The following is a 16419-nucleotide window of genomic DNA, read 5'->3' as shown; positions in this document are numbered from 1 at the left end:
CTTTGATATAGAACATAAAAAAGAAGCCACCATAGTGACTTCTTTCTATAGCGAAGATGGATTATTCTTCACCTTTGTTTTTCTTAATGATTTCTTCTTGTACTGACTTAGGTACATCTTCATAGTGGTCGAATACCATCATGAAAGTACCACGTCCTTGAGATGCCGAACGAAGAACAGTTGCGTAACCAAACATTTCAGCAAGCGGAACGTAAGCACGAACGATTTGGCTGTTACCGTGAGCTTCCATACCATCTACACGTCCACGACGAGCAGTTACGTGACCCATAACATCACCAAGGTTTTCTTCAGGAACAGTGATGGTTACAAGCATCATTGGCTCAAGGATAGCTGGTTGTGCTGACTTAGCAGCTTCTTTAAGGGCAAGTGAAGCCGCGATCTTGAAGGCAGTTTCAGATGAGTCGACATCGTGGTATGAACCATCGTAAAGCTTAGCTTTAACGTCAACCATTGGGTAACCTGCAAGAACACCGTTAGCCATAGATTCTACCAAACCTTTTTCAACCGCTGGGATAAATTCACGAGGAACCACACCACCGACGATTGCGTTTTCGAATTCGAATCCTTTTCCTTCTTCGTTTGGAGTAAATTCAATCCAAACATCACCGAATTGACCTTTACCACCAGACTGACGTTTGAAGAATCCACGTGCTTGTGTAGAAGCGCGGAATGTTTCACGGTAAGATACTTGAGGAGCACCTACGTTCGCTTCAACTTTGAATTCACGACGCATACGGTCAACAAGGACGTCAAGGTGAAGTTCACCCATACCAGAGATAACTGTTTCACCAGTTTCAACGTTTGTTTCAACGCGGAATGTTGGATCTTCTTCAGCCAATTTTTGAAGGGCAATACCCATCTTGTCTTGGTCAGCTTTAGATTTTGGCTCAACCATCAATTGGATAACTGGTTCTGGAACGTTGATTGACTCAAGGATGATTTTAGCTTTTTCATCTGTCAATGAGTCACCAGTTGTAGTATCTTTCAAACCAACGGCAGCAGCGATATCACCTGAGTAAACAGTGTCAATTTCTTGACGGCTGTTAGCGTGCATTTGAAGGATACGTCCGATACGTTCACGTTTACCTTTAGAAGTGTTCAATACGTATGAACCTGATTGAAGAACACCTGAGTAAACACGGAAGAATGTCAAACGACCTACGAATGGGTCCGTCATGATCTTGAAGGCAAGAGCTGCGAATGGCTCTTCATCAGATGCTGGACGAGTTTCTTCTTCGTCTGTATCTGGGTTGATACCTTTGATTGCTGGGATGTCAAGTGGGCTTGGAAGGTAGTCGATAACCGCATCAAGCATCAATTGAACACCCTTGTTCTTGAAGGCAGAACCACACAATACTGGGAAGAATTCAACGTTGATAGTCGCTTTACGGATACCAGCTTTCAATTCTTCGTTAGTGATTTCTTCACCTTCGAGGTATTTCATCATCAATTCTTCGTCAGTCTCGGCAACTGCTTCGATCAATTTTTCACGGTATTCTTGAGCTTGGTCAAGGTATTCAGCTGGAATATCTTCTTCAAGGATATCTGTACCAAGGTCGTTAGTATAGATTTCAGCTTTCATCTTGATCAAGTCGATGATACCACGGAAGTCATCTTCAGCACCGATTGGCAATTGGATTGGGTGTGCGTTTGCTTGAAGACGGTCGTGAAGTGTGCTTACTGAGTAAAGGAAGTCAGCACCGATTTTGTCCATTTTGTTGGCAAATACGATACGTGGAACTCCGTACTCAGTTGCTTGACGCCAAACTGTTTCAGTTTGAGGCTCAACACCTGATTGTGAGTCAAGAACGGTAACCGCACCGTCCAATACACGAAGAGAACGTTGTACTTCAATTGTGAAGTCCACGTGTCCTGGTGTGTCGATGATGTTTACGCGGTGGTTGTTCCATTGAGCTGTTGTCGCAGCAGATGTGATAGTGATACCACGTTCTTGCTCTTGCTCCATCCAGTCCATTTGTGACGCACCTTCGTGAGTTTCACCGATTTTGTGGATTTTACCAGTGTAGTAAAGAATACGCTCAGTAGTTGTTGTTTTACCAGCATCGACGTGAGCCATGATACCGATATTACGAGTTTTTTCAAGTGAAAATTCGCGTGCCATGAGGTTAGTTTCTCCTATTTTTTATTTTACAATCTATTATAACATTATTTAGAAAAAACGGATAGGCAGGACCTACCCGTTCTCAATGTTTATCTTGTTTTTGTTGGTTTCAACTTACGAACTGGTAAGTTGAATTGAACTCGGGCTAAAAGCTCGGAAAATAGATAAGCTCTCCTAGAATCTTCGATTCTTCGTCAAGCTTCCTAATTTTCAGTCGCTTTTTTAACGCCCTTAGTATCTTAATCTTACCAACGGAAGTGTGCGAAGGCACGGTTAGCTTCAGCCATACGGTGAGTGTCTTCACGTTTCTTAACAGCTGCACCAGTGTTGTTCGCAGCATCCAAGATTTCTTTTGCAAGACGGTCTTGCATTGTGTGTTCACCACGAAGTCGAGCGATTGTTACCAACCAACGAAGTCCAAGTGTTGTACGACGTTCTGGACGAACTTCAACTGGGACTTGGTAGTTAGATCCACCAACACGACGTGCACGTACTTCAAGTACAGGCATGATGTTTTCCATAGCTGTTTCAAATACTTCAAGTGCATCGTTGCCAGTAACTTCTTTGATTTGCTCAAAAGCACCGTAAACGATTGAAGCAGCTGTACCACGTTTACCATCAAGCATAACGCGGTTGATAAGACGAGTAACTAGTTGTGAATTGTAAAGCGGATCTGGCAATACGTCACGTTTTGGAGCTCTATTTTTACGACTCATTTCTCTTTATCCCCTTTCCTTATGCTTTTGGACGTTTAGTACCGTATTTAGAACGGCCTTGTTTACGATCGTTAACACCTGCAGTATCAAGTGCACCACGGACGATATGGTAACGTACCCCTGGAAGGTCTTTTACACGTCCACCACGAAGAAGCACCACGCTGTGCTCTTGCAAGTTGTGTCCGATACCTGGGATGTAGGCAGTAACTTCGATAAGGTTGCTCAAACGTACACGAGCGAATTTACGAAGGGCAGAGTTAGGTTTTTTAGGTGTCATTGTTCCAACACGAGTTGCAACACCACGTTTTTGTGGTGAAGAAACGTTTGTTTGAACTTTTTTATGACTGTTGTAACCAACGTTCAAAGCTGGTGATTTAGATTTTTCTACTTTTGATTTACGCGGTTTGCGAACCAATTGGTTAATTGTAGGCATCTACATTCTCCTGTGTTTTTTTATTTTTGGTGATGATACACTTGGTGACAGCTACCATCTGTGTGTACTTTTGCAACATTTGTCAGCACGTCCCTGTACACTTTTGAGAGACCAAAAGTAAAAAGTACCGTCTATTATTGTAACACATTTTTTCTTTCCTTGTCAATATTTTTTTCGTTTTTATTCTGATCTTTTAAGTCTTCGAAACTAGCTCTTACCGCTTTTCTAAACCAGAAAGCAGGAGGCAAAATTGCCTCCTGCTTTCTGGTATGGATTTCATTCAATTAAGCATTCGTTTGGGATATTTTTATCTTTACTTATCAAAGCCAACCAGATTCTTTTGCAATGTTGGCTGCCTCTGTTCGATTACCAGCATCTAGCTTGGAAAGAATATTGGTAACATAGTTTCGGACGGTTCCATTTGATAGATAGAGTTGATCTGCGATTTCTTGATTAGACAACCCCTGAGCGATTCCCTTTAAAACGGCGATTTCTTGTTCTGTTAAGGGGTTGGGATGCGTCATCACCACTTCCATCAATTCAGGTGAATACTCCTTGCGTCCTTCGAGAACAGTGTGCAAGGTCTGCATGAGGTCTGCAATGCTTCTTTCTTTTAAGACATAAGCATTCACTCCAGCCTTGACCGCACGTTCAAAATAGCCAGGGCGTTTGAAGGTCGTCACCACAACCACCTTTGTTTCTGGCTTTTCTGCTCGTATCCACTCCAAGACTTCGAGGCCTGTCTTAACAGGCATTTCTACGTCAAGAATGGCGATATCGACAGACTCTTTTTCTAAAAGTTGGATTGCTTCTTGGCCATCCTTGGCTTGTAGGACAGAATCTACATCTGGTTGAAAGGTAAGCAACTGGCACATAGCATCTCGCAACATACTTTGATCTTCTGCAACAAGTAGTTTCATCTTAGTTTCTCTCCTTATAAGGTAGCCGAACCTGCACTTCCGTCGGATGTTTCTGACTGATTACCTTTACTTCTCCTGAAAATGGAAGGACACGATCGCGGACTGTATGAAGTTCATCCCCTTTTAGAGAAGCAAAGCCACAGCCATCATCTCTCACTGTTAGAATGAGTTCCTTCTCAGTTCGTTCTAATTTTAAGTAGGCTTTCGACGCTTTGGCATGTTTGATGATGTTGGTCACTAATTCAAGTAAAATCATGGAGGCCGTTGATTCTAATTCCTGAGTTAGGCTAGCTGTATCTAGTTGGTGATTGATTTCTGTTTCAATTCCTGCAATTTCCAGCATTTTTTTAACAGTCGTAAATTCAGAAACAAGGGTTCTGGATTTAAGATTTTCGATAATTGTACGAACTTCATTCATGGATTCTTTACTGATCTGATGAATTTCTTTTAATTCTTTTTCCACTTGAGGATAGGCTTGCATTTGAAGTAGCTGGAGGGCAAGGTCCGTCTTCACACTCAGCATAGCAAAGGTATGACCTAGGCTGTCATGGAGATCCTGCCCGATACGACTGCGTTCATTTTCAGCCAAGAAAAGATTGAGCTTAGCATTTTGCTTTCTCTTTTCTTCTTTTATTTCCTCTGACACTCGAATTCGATAGAGACCAAAGGTAAAGGCATCAGAAAAGACAAAGGTCAACAAGAAAAAGAGGAGTTGCCAAGGACTAACATGATTGACCATATAGATTCCGGTCAGAATCAATGGTTGGAGGACAGCAAAACTGACAAAGCGCCAAGAGTGAAAAGAAATCTCATCCAGCTCATAAATAAGGAGATTGGATAAATAAAAGATAAACCATGTGAAACCCGAATTCAGCCAAACCGATGTATAAAAAATGTAGGCAATCATGACCCACCAAGCCAGCCACTGCACAGTACGGTTTTGACTTAATAAAATCGAATAAAAGGCTAGGACAAATAATAATGTCCAGAACAAGGTCAAAGGCGGGTATTCTCCACTGATGACACCCGCTATAGGAAAGATGATAAACACTGTTGAAATATGAAACATATAATGAGTGTTTTTTAATTTTTCCAACATAGATTTATTTTACCTCGATCCGTTTTTTCAGTTGGATTACCAAGACACCAAAGAAAACCGTATAGCCTAGTACAACCAAGGAAGCAAGAACGTTAAACTCGTGGTGCTCCATATAAGTAGAGACGACCTGCATCAGTTGATAGGTTGGAGTCAGTTTTCCAATGGATTGGAGCCATTCTGGGAAGGAACTCAAAGGGAACCATAGTCCGCCTAGAACAGCCAAAGCAATATAGGCAATATTTCCAATAACCGTCATCAGTTGAGCACTGGGAAGCAAGCTCACCAAGACACCCATGCTGATAAAGACCACGCTTCCGACCAGCAAAATAGCACCTATTACCAACCAGTCAAGCCAAGGTAGCGTAACTCCACGGACAAAATGACCAACCGAAAAGACAACTATAATTGATAACAAGAAAGTTAGCAGAGTACTGAACAGTTTTGATACATAATATTCTACCATAGATACAGGAGAATGTTGGATCAATTTTTGCCAGTTGTTTGTCTTGTCGGATTCGAGTGTGCTAGGGATACTGAAAAAGGCGCTTGACATGATACTAAAGAGAGTCATGGCAAAAAGATAGGCTTGAAGAACGATTTCTGGAATATCTGACCCTGACATCATACCAGAGAATATAAGGTAAAACATACTTGGAAGTCCGATGGAAAGCAAGTAGTAGACGGCTTGCCGTTTCATCAAAATGAGTTCCACTTTCATGAGACTTGTCATATTTTTCATCGTCAATCTCCTTTAGTCTTGAGTCGTTTCGAAGATACTGTCTAAGAGAGTTCGATTACGAACTTCAATTTCTTCGATCGTGCAGCCCTGTTCTTGCAAGGCTTTCCATACTTGGCTGGCTTCTTTGGTGGTGAAGGAAAGAGCATTTTGCTTGATTTCAAGCTCTTGAACTATAGTCAGGGTATTGACAAAATCCTGATAGGTTAGAGGCACGGTAAAGTGTTTTTCTTGTTCTTCACCACGCATAGCATAAGGCGTCGTATCGCGAATCAATTCTCCCTTATGGAGCACCAAAATGCGGTCAGCCGTATGTTCTACCTCTTCGATATAGTGAGAAGAATAGACAATGGTGACACCATTTTTCTTCAACCGATCGACAATCTCCCAAAAATGCTGACGTGTCGAGGTATCCATGGCAGCAGTCGGCTCATCTAAAAATAGAATTTTCGGACGACCTATTAAAGTCAACACGAAAGAGAACAAACGTTTTTGCCCACCAGATAACTTGCCCGCTAGCTGATTTTTTTGCTTGTCCGAAAATCTTAACAGATCATCAATTTCTTTGTCTGAAAGGCTGTCGGGATAAAGTGACTTGAAAAATGATAGAAGTTCTTTCACCTTCAAGCTTTGAACAACTGCATTTTCTTGAGGCAAGACAGAAACAAGCTTCTTTAATCGAGGATCTGTTGGCGCAAAGCCTTGAATGCCTATCTGACCTGAGCTCATGAACTTGTCGCCCAAGAGGCAATCAATCAAGGTTGTCTTCCCTGCTCCGTTAGGTCCGATCAAGGCGACACATTCACCATCGTTGATTTCAAAAGAGATGTTTCGCAAGATCTCCTTGTCTTTTATTTTCTTACTCAATTTCTCAACTTTAATCACAGTCATGAGATTCTCCTTTCAACCACTTCATTCCCATAGGGAAAACAATGAAAATCATAAATCCAACCCCCCAAGCACCACGAATAAATTGGCGAAGCAAGGTTTGGTCAAACCAACCAGTAAACATTTCCACTAACCATACCAAGAGTGACAGGCCGATAAAGAAATAGATGATTGCCTTTTTCATTCCTTAAACTCCTTTTTCACATCTCTGACTAATTTCAAACCTTCTCTGACGAGCCAAGACAGCATTCCAAAGCAAGCAAATAGCTCCCAAGGAAAATGATAGAAGCCCTCGTCCAATCCTGAAAACATGAGATAGGTCATAACTCCTGCTGCTACCAAACTCACTGCGACAATCATTTTATTTTTCATTTCTTCTTCCTCCAGTTTCTACTTCAATTATAGTCTTTTGAAGTTAGCGGAGCTAGATGCTTCTGTCACTAGGAAATATGACAAATGTCATAAAAAAAGAAAGTTGAAAAATCAACTTTCTTATTCAACGATATTTTTATACAGCAGAGGTTGTACTCTCTTCTTTGAAACCTTCAACTTTTAATCCAGCGATGAAAATATTAGGTTTTTTAATATCTTCTACATCCTCCAGAAGATCCTTAAAATAATAAGTATTTTTAATCTTATCTACATTTGCCTTTTCAAAATCAAGACTAAGTATCGCTTTCCAGTTTTTGTCTTCTGTGACAAAATAGTCCATAGAAACCCCTGGCTCATCTTTAATTTCTAAATATTCTGGACTAGTAACCATTTCCCCACGCAGAAGAGCTTGCAATTCCTCTACACTCACTTCGGCAGGGATTTCATTTCCAAAATCACCCATCAGTTCCATCGTAAATTGTTTGACAACATCTGTGTAAACAACCGTTATACGAGCGTCGGTATCTGCGACTTTTCCTACAAAGACTTTGGTTGTTTCCTTGATTTCTTCTTTTACCTGACTGGACTGACTAGATGAATCAACTGAACTTGCTGTACTACTTGACTCTGTTGTTGCGGTGTTGGTTTGACCACAGCCAGCAAGAGCAAGTAACGCTGCAAAAATCAACCCTAAAACTTTCTTCATAAATCTCCTACTCCACACTAAAAAGATATGGATATACAGGTTGTTGACCTTGGTGAATCTCTACTTCAACATCTTCAAATTCTTCTGCGATTTCTTGAGCAATTTCATTGGCAAGTTCTTCACTTCCATCTTCACCGACATAGAAGGTTACGATTTCACTGTCTTCGTCTAGCATGTGCTTCAAAGTTTCAGTCAAGGTTTGGTGCATGTCAGGGTTTGACACAAGGATTTTGCCATCTACCATACCAAGATTGTCATTTTCATGAATTTCCAAGCCATCGATAGTTGTGTCACGAACGGCCGTAGTTACACTACCGCTGATAACATCACCGAGGGCTGCAGTCATACGTTCTTTGTTTTCTTCGATAGACTTGCTTGGGTCAAAGGCAAGCAGACTCGTCAATCCTTGAGGAAGAGTACGAGCTTCTACCACAACAGCTGGTTGATCTAACACCTCTGCGGCAGATTGAGCTGCCATGAAGATATTTTTGTTGTTTGGCAAGAAGATGATGTTGCGAGCATTGACTTGCTCAACAGCCTTGATAAAGTCTTCTGTCGAAGGGTTCATCGTTTGACCACCTTCAATGACATAATCCACACCTTGGGCACGGAAGATATCTGCCAATCCTTGACCTGCTACGACTGCGATAAGAGCATATTCCTTTTCTTCAGCTGGCTTGCTGACTTGAGCTTCTTTTTCTACTTGTGCTTCGTGTTGGTTGCGCATGTTGTCCACTTTAACCTTGACCAAGCTACCATATTTAAGTCCCTCTTGCATAACAAGACCTGGATCTTCGGTATGGACGTGAACTTTGACAATCTCATCATCGTTGACAACAAGGAGCGAGTCCCCAAGTTCATTCAAGTAGTTACGGAATTCATCATAGTCAAAGTCCTTAGAATAAGTTGGGCCTTGTTTGAGAGCAACCATGATCTCAGTACAGTAACCAAAAGTGATATCCTCTGTTGCAACATGTCCAGCTACTGACTTGTGGTGTTCAGCATTGATCATTTCACCCATGTTGGCAGGTGTTGCCACAAAGTCCTCAGAAGCGCTGTATTCACCAGTGAGTGCTGAAAGGAAACCTTCATAGATGAAGACCAAACCTTGACCACCAGAGTCCACGACACCAACCTCTTTCAAGACCGGGAGCATATCAGGAGTCTTAGCCAGAGCTCTCTTAGCACCTTCTAAGGCCGCACGCATGACTTCAACGGCATCATCTGTTTGCTCAGCTTTTTTCTTGGCACCGATAGCCGCTCCACGAGAAACTGTCAAAATAGTTCCTTCGACTGGTTTCATAACTGCCTTGTAAGCTACTTCGACACCAGATTGGAAAGCAAGGGCCAAGTCTTGACCTGTTAACTCGTCTTTATCTTTGATAGCTTGAGAAAAGCCACGGAAAAGTTGAGACGTGATAACTCCTGAGTTTCCACGCGCACCCATCAAGAGCCCTTTAGCAAGAATGCTCGCCACTTCTCCGACTGTAGAAGCTGGCTTGTCTGCTACTTCTTTGGCACCATTCTCGATGGTCATCCCCATGTTTGTCCCAGTATCTCCATCTGGAACTGGAAAGACGTTTAATGAATTGACATATTCAGCTTGCTTATTCAAACGAGTTGATGCAGCCTGCACCATTTCTTGAAATAAGCTGGTAGTAATTTTTGACACGATTATTCTCCTACAACTTTGATATTTTGAATGTAGACATTCACAGTCTGAGCAGTGATTCCTAGTTGGTTTTCCAAACTAAAACGAACACGCTCTTGGATGTTTTTTGAGACTTCACTAATCTTTGTTCCGTAGCTCAAGACGGTATAAACATCAACTGCAATACTGCCATCTTCGGCTGCTTTTACGACAACACCTTTTGCATAATTTTCCTTACCAAGGAGGGCTTGGAAATTATCTTTGAGGGTATTTTTGCTAGCCATACCGACCACACCAAAAATCTCAGTTGCTGCACCACCTACAACGGTTGCAATCACTTCATCTGTTAGTTCGATTTGACCATCTTTTGTATTAATTTTTACAGTCATTTTTTTTACCTCAACTAGTTGATACTTTATTTTATCATATTTCATCCCAAGTGTAAAAGCAGAATGCTGTATTGGTAGATATTTACTCTATTTTTCAAATGGTTTTATCTCTAGAGCAAAAGAAAAAGACCAGTTAGGTCTTTTCATTTTTATTAAACGCGTTCAACTTTACCTGATTTCAAAGCACGAGCTGAAGCCCAAACTTTTTTAGGTTTACCATCGATAAGAACAGTAACTTTTTGAAGGTTTGGTTTTACGGCACGTTTTGTTTGGTTCATCGCGTGTGAACGGTTGTTTCCTGATACAGTCTTACGACCTGTAAAGTAACATACTTTAGCCATTGTGTTTTCCTCCTATTAGATCTAATATAGCGGATGTGCTAGCACCACATACCGTACTATGTTATCACACTTTCTTGAATTTATCAAGAGAATTAAAATATTTTTTTATTTGACGTAAACAACACCAAGTTTACCAAAAGCAACTTCCCCGCGAATAATCAAGGTTTTGCTGGTTGGGGCTACAGGAGCGTCTGCCTTGGCTGCACCAAAGGATGTTTCTACTTTCAAGTCTACACGCCAGTGTTGTGGAACATAGACAGTTGCATTACCAAAAGCCACTTCAATATTCAGAGTGGCAAAATCACCTAACATCTCTGCGTTGTCATAGTAAATTTTTGCGTCTCCAAAAGCGACTTCCACTTGGTCATCTACAAGATCTTGATCTTGTTTATAGAAGGTTCCACTACCAAAAGTGACTTCCTTATCCGTGATGACTGTTCGCTCACCGTTGTACCACCATTTTTTACCATACCAAAACTTACTTGAGTGAGTGAGATAGCCGACTCCTAGCACTGCTAGAATACTAGCCCAAAACAAAGACTGGTTTGGGATTGGCAAAATGTTATAAAAATGATTCGCAATCATTAAGGCTACTAGAGCGGTAAAAACTGCCGATGTCAGGTGACGACGAAGTAAAGCTTCAACTGATTGGTAAGCAAAAAAGGCGATACCTAGTAAAGGCCATATCTTGCCATCCAAAGAAGGAATTCCAAAATTCCCTTGCAGCAAGATCCAAGCTGCTAAAACCAATAAAACAATACCAAATGCTTTCTTTTTCATGTTTTTTACCTCATGTTTCTTAGATTTTCTTTTAGGAGGGATTGGTAATGTCGTGAGACATGGACCTCCTTGTGCGTCTGATAAAAGGAAATGGTGCCCGTTCCTGAAAAGGACTTGTCCACTGAGTAAATCTGACGGATGTTTGCGATAGTTGACTTGGACACTCGACTAAAATAACGAGGCAAGATGGACTCCAACTCATAAAGTTTGAGACGAACTTCATAGGCTTCCTTCTGGTTATGAGCGTAAATCTTGCTCCCTTCTGTTTCAAAGAAGAGAATTTCTGACAGGTCTAGATAATATTCACCTGTCCCCTTGTAAAAAGTCAACCTCGGAGCCTTTGACTCTTGCAAAAGTCGTTGCAAATCTGCAATTTCATCTGTCAAAGTGGGTGTCTTGATGACAATTTCAGTCTCCTCTAAATTGCCGTCAATCTCAATTCGTAACTTCATCACATCTCCTTTCTGACTCTACTATATCAAAGCTAAGTTAGGAATACAAGGGCAAAAAAGCAAGTGGTCAATTTGAAGCAGTAAGTGGTTGTAAGACTAGCTTGACTTACATGTCAGAATAGGAAGAAAAGGAATCCCCACATGAGACCACAAGCATAACCAACAAACACATCCTTGGGATAATGAACACCCCCTAAAACCCTCACCAACCCCAACAAAGCTGAAAAGAGCAAGCATATCAATCCAACAGGTAGACTAGCATGCAGACAGGCCATGGAGATGATGGTTGCAGAAAAGACATGTCGACTGGGCATCGACCGTCCCGAACTATCCTTATCAAGAAGGGGACAGATATCCCAAGTTTCATAAGGTCGCGGGTGATTGATTTTCTTACGAAAAAGGGACAAGATCACAAAACCTGTAGCGGGGACAAGCAAATAGACCACAACTTGCTTCCCAAGCCCTAACTGCAGATAAGTAGTGACTAGCAAGGTCAGATAGACCAGAGGCATGGCGACTGTCATCAAACGATTGAAACTGCGTAATAGGAATAAAAGAATTGGATGACTAGTTAGTCTGGAGCTGATATTTCGATACCATTCTTGATAATTTTTCATTTATACTTCTCATTCATTACTTTTTTGCCCCTAGGTAAGGCGCTTGTCTTCTAGTATAGTGCAGAAAAAGAAGGCCGTCAAGCCTTCTTTTGATTTATTCTTCTGCTTCGTCTTCTGTAAACTGGCTATTGTACAAGTCAGCGTAGAAGCCACCTTGTGCCATCAGCTCCTCGTGATTGCCTTGCTCGATGATATTGCCTTCTTTCATGACAAGAATCAAATCAGCATTTCGGATAGTAGACAAGCGGTGGGCAATGACAAAGGATGTGCGTCCTTCCATCAAACGGTCCATGGCTTTTTGGATCAATTCCTCTGTCCGTGTGTCAACAGAAGAAGTCGCCTCATCCAAAATCAAGAGCGGCGCATCCTTGAGAAGCGCACGAGCGATGGTCAAGAGTTGTTTTTGTCCAACAGACAAGGTCACTGTATCATCCAAAATAGTATCGTAACCATCTGGCAAGGTCATGATAAAGTGGTGGATTCCTACAGCCTTGCTGGCTTCCATCATTCGTTCATCGCTGATGCCCGTTTGATTGTAGATGAGATTTTCTCGAATGGTTCCTTCAAAGAGCCAAGTGTCCTGCAAGACCATTGAAAAGGCATCGTGTACTTCTGAGCGCTTCATATTCTTGGTATCGACACCATCGATACGGATACTTCCCTTACCAATCTCATAGAACTTCATCAAAAGATTGACAATGGTTGTCTTACCAGCTCCAGTAGGCCCAACGATAGCGACCTTCTGGCCTGCATGAGCTGTCGCAGAAAAATCATGGATGATGGTGCGTTCTGGTGTATAACCAAAGGATACGCGATCAAAGACCACTTCTCCTCTCATGCCAGTCAATTGTCTTTCCTTATGGGATTCATCCTGCATCTCTGCTTCAGCTAAAAATTCTAATACACGAGTCATGGCTGCACTAGCCTGCTGAAGACTGGTAATCCCTTGAGCGATTTGAGAAAGGGGCTGAGAAAAGATACGCACGTAAGCCATAAAGGCAACGATAATTCCGATACTGATGTGCCCATTCAATGCCAAGGCTGCACCAACGATAATCACCAAGACGTAGCTAAAGTTTCCAATGAATATCATGATTGGCATCATAATCCCTGAAATAAACTGAGATTTCCAGATACTGTCATATAGACGATGATTTAATTTCGCAAATTCTTCTTTAGTGCTCTCGATAGCATTGTAACTGGTCACCACATTATGGCCAGAGTACATTTCCTCCACATAACCATTTACAGCTGCCAAATCCTGTTGCTGATTCTTAAAAAAGCCCTGTGACTTGCCCATAAAGATGGACACGAAAACGAAACCGATAAGAGTTGAAACAACCGTAACCAAGGCTAAAATCCAGTTCATACCAAACATGGTAATCAAAACAGCAATTAGCAAGAAACTAGCTGAGATAACTGTCCCTAGACTTTGGTTGAGAGATTGCGCTGCCGTATCCACATCATTGGTCACACGAGATAGAGTGTCCCCTTGTGAATGACGATCAAAATAGCCAAGGGGCAAACGATTGATTTTTTCAGCGATTGCTGTCCGCAAGCGTTTTGAAAAATGTTGGATACTTGTTGAAAAGATATAGGCCTGCGTATAATTAAGGATAGCTCCAAACACATATAGGACAACCAAAAATCCAGCAATGTTTGACACAGCTACCAAGTCGATTTCTGTAGTCAAACCATCTGAAATCAAGTTAGTAATTTCTTTAATCTTAGTTGGACCATAAACGGTAATGATGCTTGAAATGACTGCAGCCACAACTGCTATTAGAAGAGGGAGTTGGAGGCCTGCCATATAAGGTTTGCACTGTTTCCAGACCGACACTTTTTTATTTTCCATGTTCCAATTCCTCCTTCGATAGTTGTGAATAGGCAATTTCTTGGTAAACTTCATTGGTAGCTAGAAGTTCCTTGTGGGTGCCTTGTCCCACGACTTTTCCTTGATCCAATACTAAGATCAAGTCTGCATCCATAATGGTAGAAATTCGCTGCGCTACGATGAGCTTGGTCATGGATTTTGTTTTCTCTGCTAGTTCTTGGCGTAGAACACGATCTGTCTTGTAGTCCAAAGCTGAGAAAGAGTCATCGAAGATGAGAATCTCTGGTTTACGAGACAAGGCACGCGCAATGGCCAAACGCTGTCTTTGACCTCCTGAGAAGTTAGTTCCACCTTGGGCCACTTCTGATGCAAGACTTGCTTCCTTATCCTCTATGAAGCTTTTAGACTGGGCCAATTCCAGGGCTTGCCACATAGCAGCTTCGCTTAGAGGACTTTCTTGACTCTTACCAAAGTCGAGATTGCCCTTGACATCTCCAGAAAAGAGTACAGCTTTTTGAGGAATATAACCAACCTTATTGCGCAAATCTTCCAAGTCGTAATCTTGCACATTGACACCGTCGACTAGGATTTGACCAGCTGATACATCGTAAAAACGAGGAATCAGATTGACCAAGGTAGATTTACCAGATCCAGTTGATCCGATAAAGGCAACTGTTTGACCTGCTTCTGCTTTGAAAGTGACATGTTCCACGACTGCTTCAGAGTTTTTAGAGTAGCGGAAAGTCACATCACGGAATTCCACTTGTCCCTGAACTGAAGGATCCGCTGTCTGTGCATGACTAGGATTTTCAATAGAAGAATGCAGATCCAATACTTGATTGATACGTCCTGCCGAAACCAAGGTACGAGGAAGAACGATAAAGAGTGCTCCCATGAGAAGGAAGCCCATCACGACCTGCATAGCATAGGACATGAAGACCACCATATCACTAAAGAGCGGCAGACGATTTGTTAAACTAGCATCGTTGATAAGATAGGCACCAATCCAATAAATAGCCAAGGTCAAACCGCTGGAAATCGCCATCATAATAGGGTTCATAATCGCCATCAAACGGTTGACAAAGAGATTAAGTCGTGTCACCTCATCATTAGCTTCTTCAAATTTCTGATCTTGATAATCCTCAGCATTATAGGCACGGACTACTCGAATCCCAGTCAGACTTTCACGGGTGATGCTATTGAGTTTATCTGTCAATTTTTGGATGACAGATTGTTTTGGAAAGGCCAGGGTCATGAGAACGGTGGTCATCAAGACATTCACAATAACGGCCACAACCACTGCCCAGAGCCAGTATTCCGATTTCCCAAGGATTTTTCCAATGGCCCAGATGGCCATGATAGGCCCACGAGTGACTACCTGGAGTCCCATGGTAAAGAGCATCTGAATCTGAGTGATATCATTAGTTGTCCGAGTCAAGAGACTAGGAATAGAGAAACGTTTAATTTCTGTCTGAGAATAATCTAATACACGATTAAAAATATCACTACGTAGATGAGCCGTATAGGACGCCGCAACACGAGAAGCAAAAAATCCAACTGTTACAGATGACATAAAAGCTAGAAGAGATAAGCCCATCATCTTCGCAGCAGGAGACCATAGTTGTCCTAACTCCGTACCCGGTGTTCCAATCAATTCTGTTATTTCTGAAATATAGGTCGGCACTTCTAACTCGAGATAGACCGAGAAACAAGTGAAAAGCACGGTGAGTAGGATCATCCCCCACTCTTTTCCTGTAATACGTTTAGCGAGTTTCTTCATTCTCTCCTCCTATTTTTTCTACATTAGCCTGTAGTTGTCCGAGGACTTCTTCAAAAATGGCTAGCTTTTCCTTTGAAATTCCTTCCAGTAGACTCCTGTCAATCCTATCAAAGAAAGACTTGACTTGCTTCATCTGAGATCGTGATTTGTCGGTCAAACGAACAAATTTTGCTCGTTTATCACTTGAACTGACCTCTAACTCTACCAAACCATTTTGCACCATACGCTTGACTAAATTACTAGCAACGGACTTGGTGACATTGAGTTCTTGCTCGATATCCTTAATCAAGACCAGTTCCTCTTTTTGTTCACAATGATCTAAAAATCTCAGAACCTGCCCTTGCGGTCCACCCATAAATTCAATACCGCAACGTTTGGCTTCTTTCTGCACCATCAGGTGAACCTGGTGCCCAAAACGTTTAAAAATCAACATCGGTTTGTCCATGATTGCTCCCTTCTCACGATTTTATATAGTTCTCTGGAGAACTATCCAGTTCCCATGAGAACTATTTTACCACTTGCACAAAATATGTCAAGAAAAAAGTTTCCTAGAGAACTATTC

Annotated in this window: 19 protein-coding genes; all 19 read right to left on the bottom strand. The window is 41.8% G+C overall.

What is annotated here, in order from left to right; all coding sequences use genetic code 11:
• Nucleotides 1–61: 61 nt before the first annotated feature.
• The gene (fusA, locus tag HF881_RS08680; RefSeq protein WP_169447156.1) at nt 62–2143 is read right to left on the bottom strand and encodes an elongation factor G; all 2082 of its coding nucleotides are present in this window, start codon (nt 2141–2143) and stop codon (nt 62–64) included.
• A 245-nt stretch (nt 2144–2388) separates the two neighbouring features.
• Nucleotides 2389–2859, bottom strand: coding sequence for a 30S ribosomal protein S7 (rpsG, locus tag HF881_RS08675; protein ID WP_000087876.1), 471 nt, complete (start codon nt 2857–2859; stop codon nt 2389–2391).
• Nucleotides 2860–2878: 19 nt separating this feature from the next.
• Nucleotides 2879–3292 (bottom strand): 30S ribosomal protein S12, encoded by a 414-nt coding sequence (rpsL, locus tag HF881_RS08670; RefSeq protein ID WP_001142332.1) that lies wholly within the window; start codon nt 3290–3292, stop codon nt 2879–2881.
• Nucleotides 3293–3612: 320 nt separating this feature from the next.
• Nucleotides 3613–4212, bottom strand: a complete 600-nt coding sequence (locus tag HF881_RS08665) for a response regulator transcription factor (RefSeq protein WP_169447155.1) — start codon at nt 4210–4212, stop codon at nt 3613–3615.
• 1 nt (nt 4213) lies between these two features.
• Nucleotides 4214–5311 carry a sensor histidine kinase gene (locus tag HF881_RS08660; protein WP_125449818.1) on the bottom strand — a complete coding sequence of 366 codons (1098 nt, stop codon included), beginning with the start codon at nt 5309–5311 and terminating at the stop codon, nt 4214–4216.
• Nucleotides 5312–5315: 4 nt separating this feature from the next.
• On the bottom strand, nt 5316–6050 hold the full coding sequence (locus HF881_RS08655) for an ABC transporter permease (RefSeq protein WP_125449816.1): 735 nt from the start codon (nt 6048–6050) through the stop codon (nt 5316–5318).
• A 12-nt stretch (nt 6051–6062) separates the two neighbouring features.
• The gene (locus HF881_RS08650) at nt 6063–6938 is read right to left on the bottom strand and encodes an ABC transporter ATP-binding protein (RefSeq protein ID WP_125449814.1); all 876 of its coding nucleotides are present in this window, start codon (nt 6936–6938) and stop codon (nt 6063–6065) included.
• A complete protein-coding gene (locus HF881_RS08645; RefSeq protein ID WP_125449812.1) occupies nt 6925–7119 on the bottom strand; it encodes a hypothetical protein in 195 nt (64 codons plus the stop codon). Before HF881_RS08645 ends, HF881_RS08650 begins: the two co-directional genes overlap by 14 nt.
• Nucleotides 7116–7322 (bottom strand): hypothetical protein, encoded by a 207-nt coding sequence (locus HF881_RS08640; protein WP_169447192.1) that lies wholly within the window; start codon nt 7320–7322, stop codon nt 7116–7118. The genes HF881_RS08645 and HF881_RS08640 overlap by 4 nt, the downstream gene beginning before the upstream one ends.
• A gap of 121 nt (nt 7323–7443) precedes the next feature.
• On the bottom strand, nt 7444–8013 hold the full coding sequence (locus HF881_RS08635; RefSeq protein WP_169447154.1) for an SP0191 family lipoprotein: 570 nt from the start codon (nt 8011–8013) through the stop codon (nt 7444–7446).
• A gap of 7 nt (nt 8014–8020) precedes the next feature.
• Nucleotides 8021–9685 carry a DAK2 domain-containing protein gene (locus tag HF881_RS08630; RefSeq protein ID WP_169447153.1) on the bottom strand — a complete coding sequence of 555 codons (1665 nt, stop codon included), beginning with the start codon at nt 9683–9685 and terminating at the stop codon, nt 8021–8023.
• 2 nt (nt 9686–9687) lie between these two features.
• Nucleotides 9688–10053, bottom strand: coding sequence for an Asp23/Gls24 family envelope stress response protein (locus HF881_RS08625; protein WP_000216441.1), 366 nt, complete (start codon nt 10051–10053; stop codon nt 9688–9690).
• 152 nt (nt 10054–10205) lie between these two features.
• Nucleotides 10206–10394, bottom strand: coding sequence for a 50S ribosomal protein L28 (gene rpmB / locus HF881_RS08620; protein WP_001140948.1), 189 nt, complete (start codon nt 10392–10394; stop codon nt 10206–10208).
• A 105-nt stretch (nt 10395–10499) separates the two neighbouring features.
• Nucleotides 10500–11174, bottom strand: a complete 675-nt coding sequence (locus HF881_RS08615) for a hypothetical protein (RefSeq protein WP_169447152.1) — start codon at nt 11172–11174, stop codon at nt 10500–10502.
• A 5-nt stretch (nt 11175–11179) separates the two neighbouring features.
• Nucleotides 11180–11626, bottom strand: coding sequence for a LytTR family DNA-binding domain-containing protein (locus HF881_RS08610; RefSeq protein ID WP_000776591.1), 447 nt, complete (start codon nt 11624–11626; stop codon nt 11180–11182).
• A gap of 113 nt (nt 11627–11739) precedes the next feature.
• A complete protein-coding gene (locus HF881_RS08605) occupies nt 11740–12243 on the bottom strand; it encodes a phosphatase PAP2 family protein (RefSeq protein ID WP_169447151.1) in 504 nt (167 codons plus the stop codon).
• Nucleotides 12244–12337: 94 nt separating this feature from the next.
• Nucleotides 12338–14098 carry an ABC transporter ATP-binding protein gene (locus HF881_RS08600; RefSeq protein WP_169447150.1) on the bottom strand — a complete coding sequence of 587 codons (1761 nt, stop codon included), beginning with the start codon at nt 14096–14098 and terminating at the stop codon, nt 12338–12340.
• Nucleotides 14088–15857, bottom strand: a complete 1770-nt coding sequence (locus HF881_RS08595; protein ID WP_169447149.1) for an ABC transporter ATP-binding protein — start codon at nt 15855–15857, stop codon at nt 14088–14090. The genes HF881_RS08600 and HF881_RS08595 overlap by 11 nt, the downstream gene beginning before the upstream one ends.
• On the bottom strand, nt 15841–16302 hold the full coding sequence (locus HF881_RS08590) for a MarR family winged helix-turn-helix transcriptional regulator (protein WP_169447148.1): 462 nt from the start codon (nt 16300–16302) through the stop codon (nt 15841–15843). The genes HF881_RS08595 and HF881_RS08590 overlap by 17 nt, the downstream gene beginning before the upstream one ends.
• Nucleotides 16303–16419 lie beyond the last annotated feature (117 nt).

It is taken from the genome of Streptococcus sp. WB01_FAA12, from assembly GCF_012843315.1.
GTDB lineage: Bacteria > Bacillota > Bacilli > Lactobacillales > Streptococcaceae > Streptococcus.
This window is presented reverse-complemented; position numbering and strand designations above follow the sequence as displayed.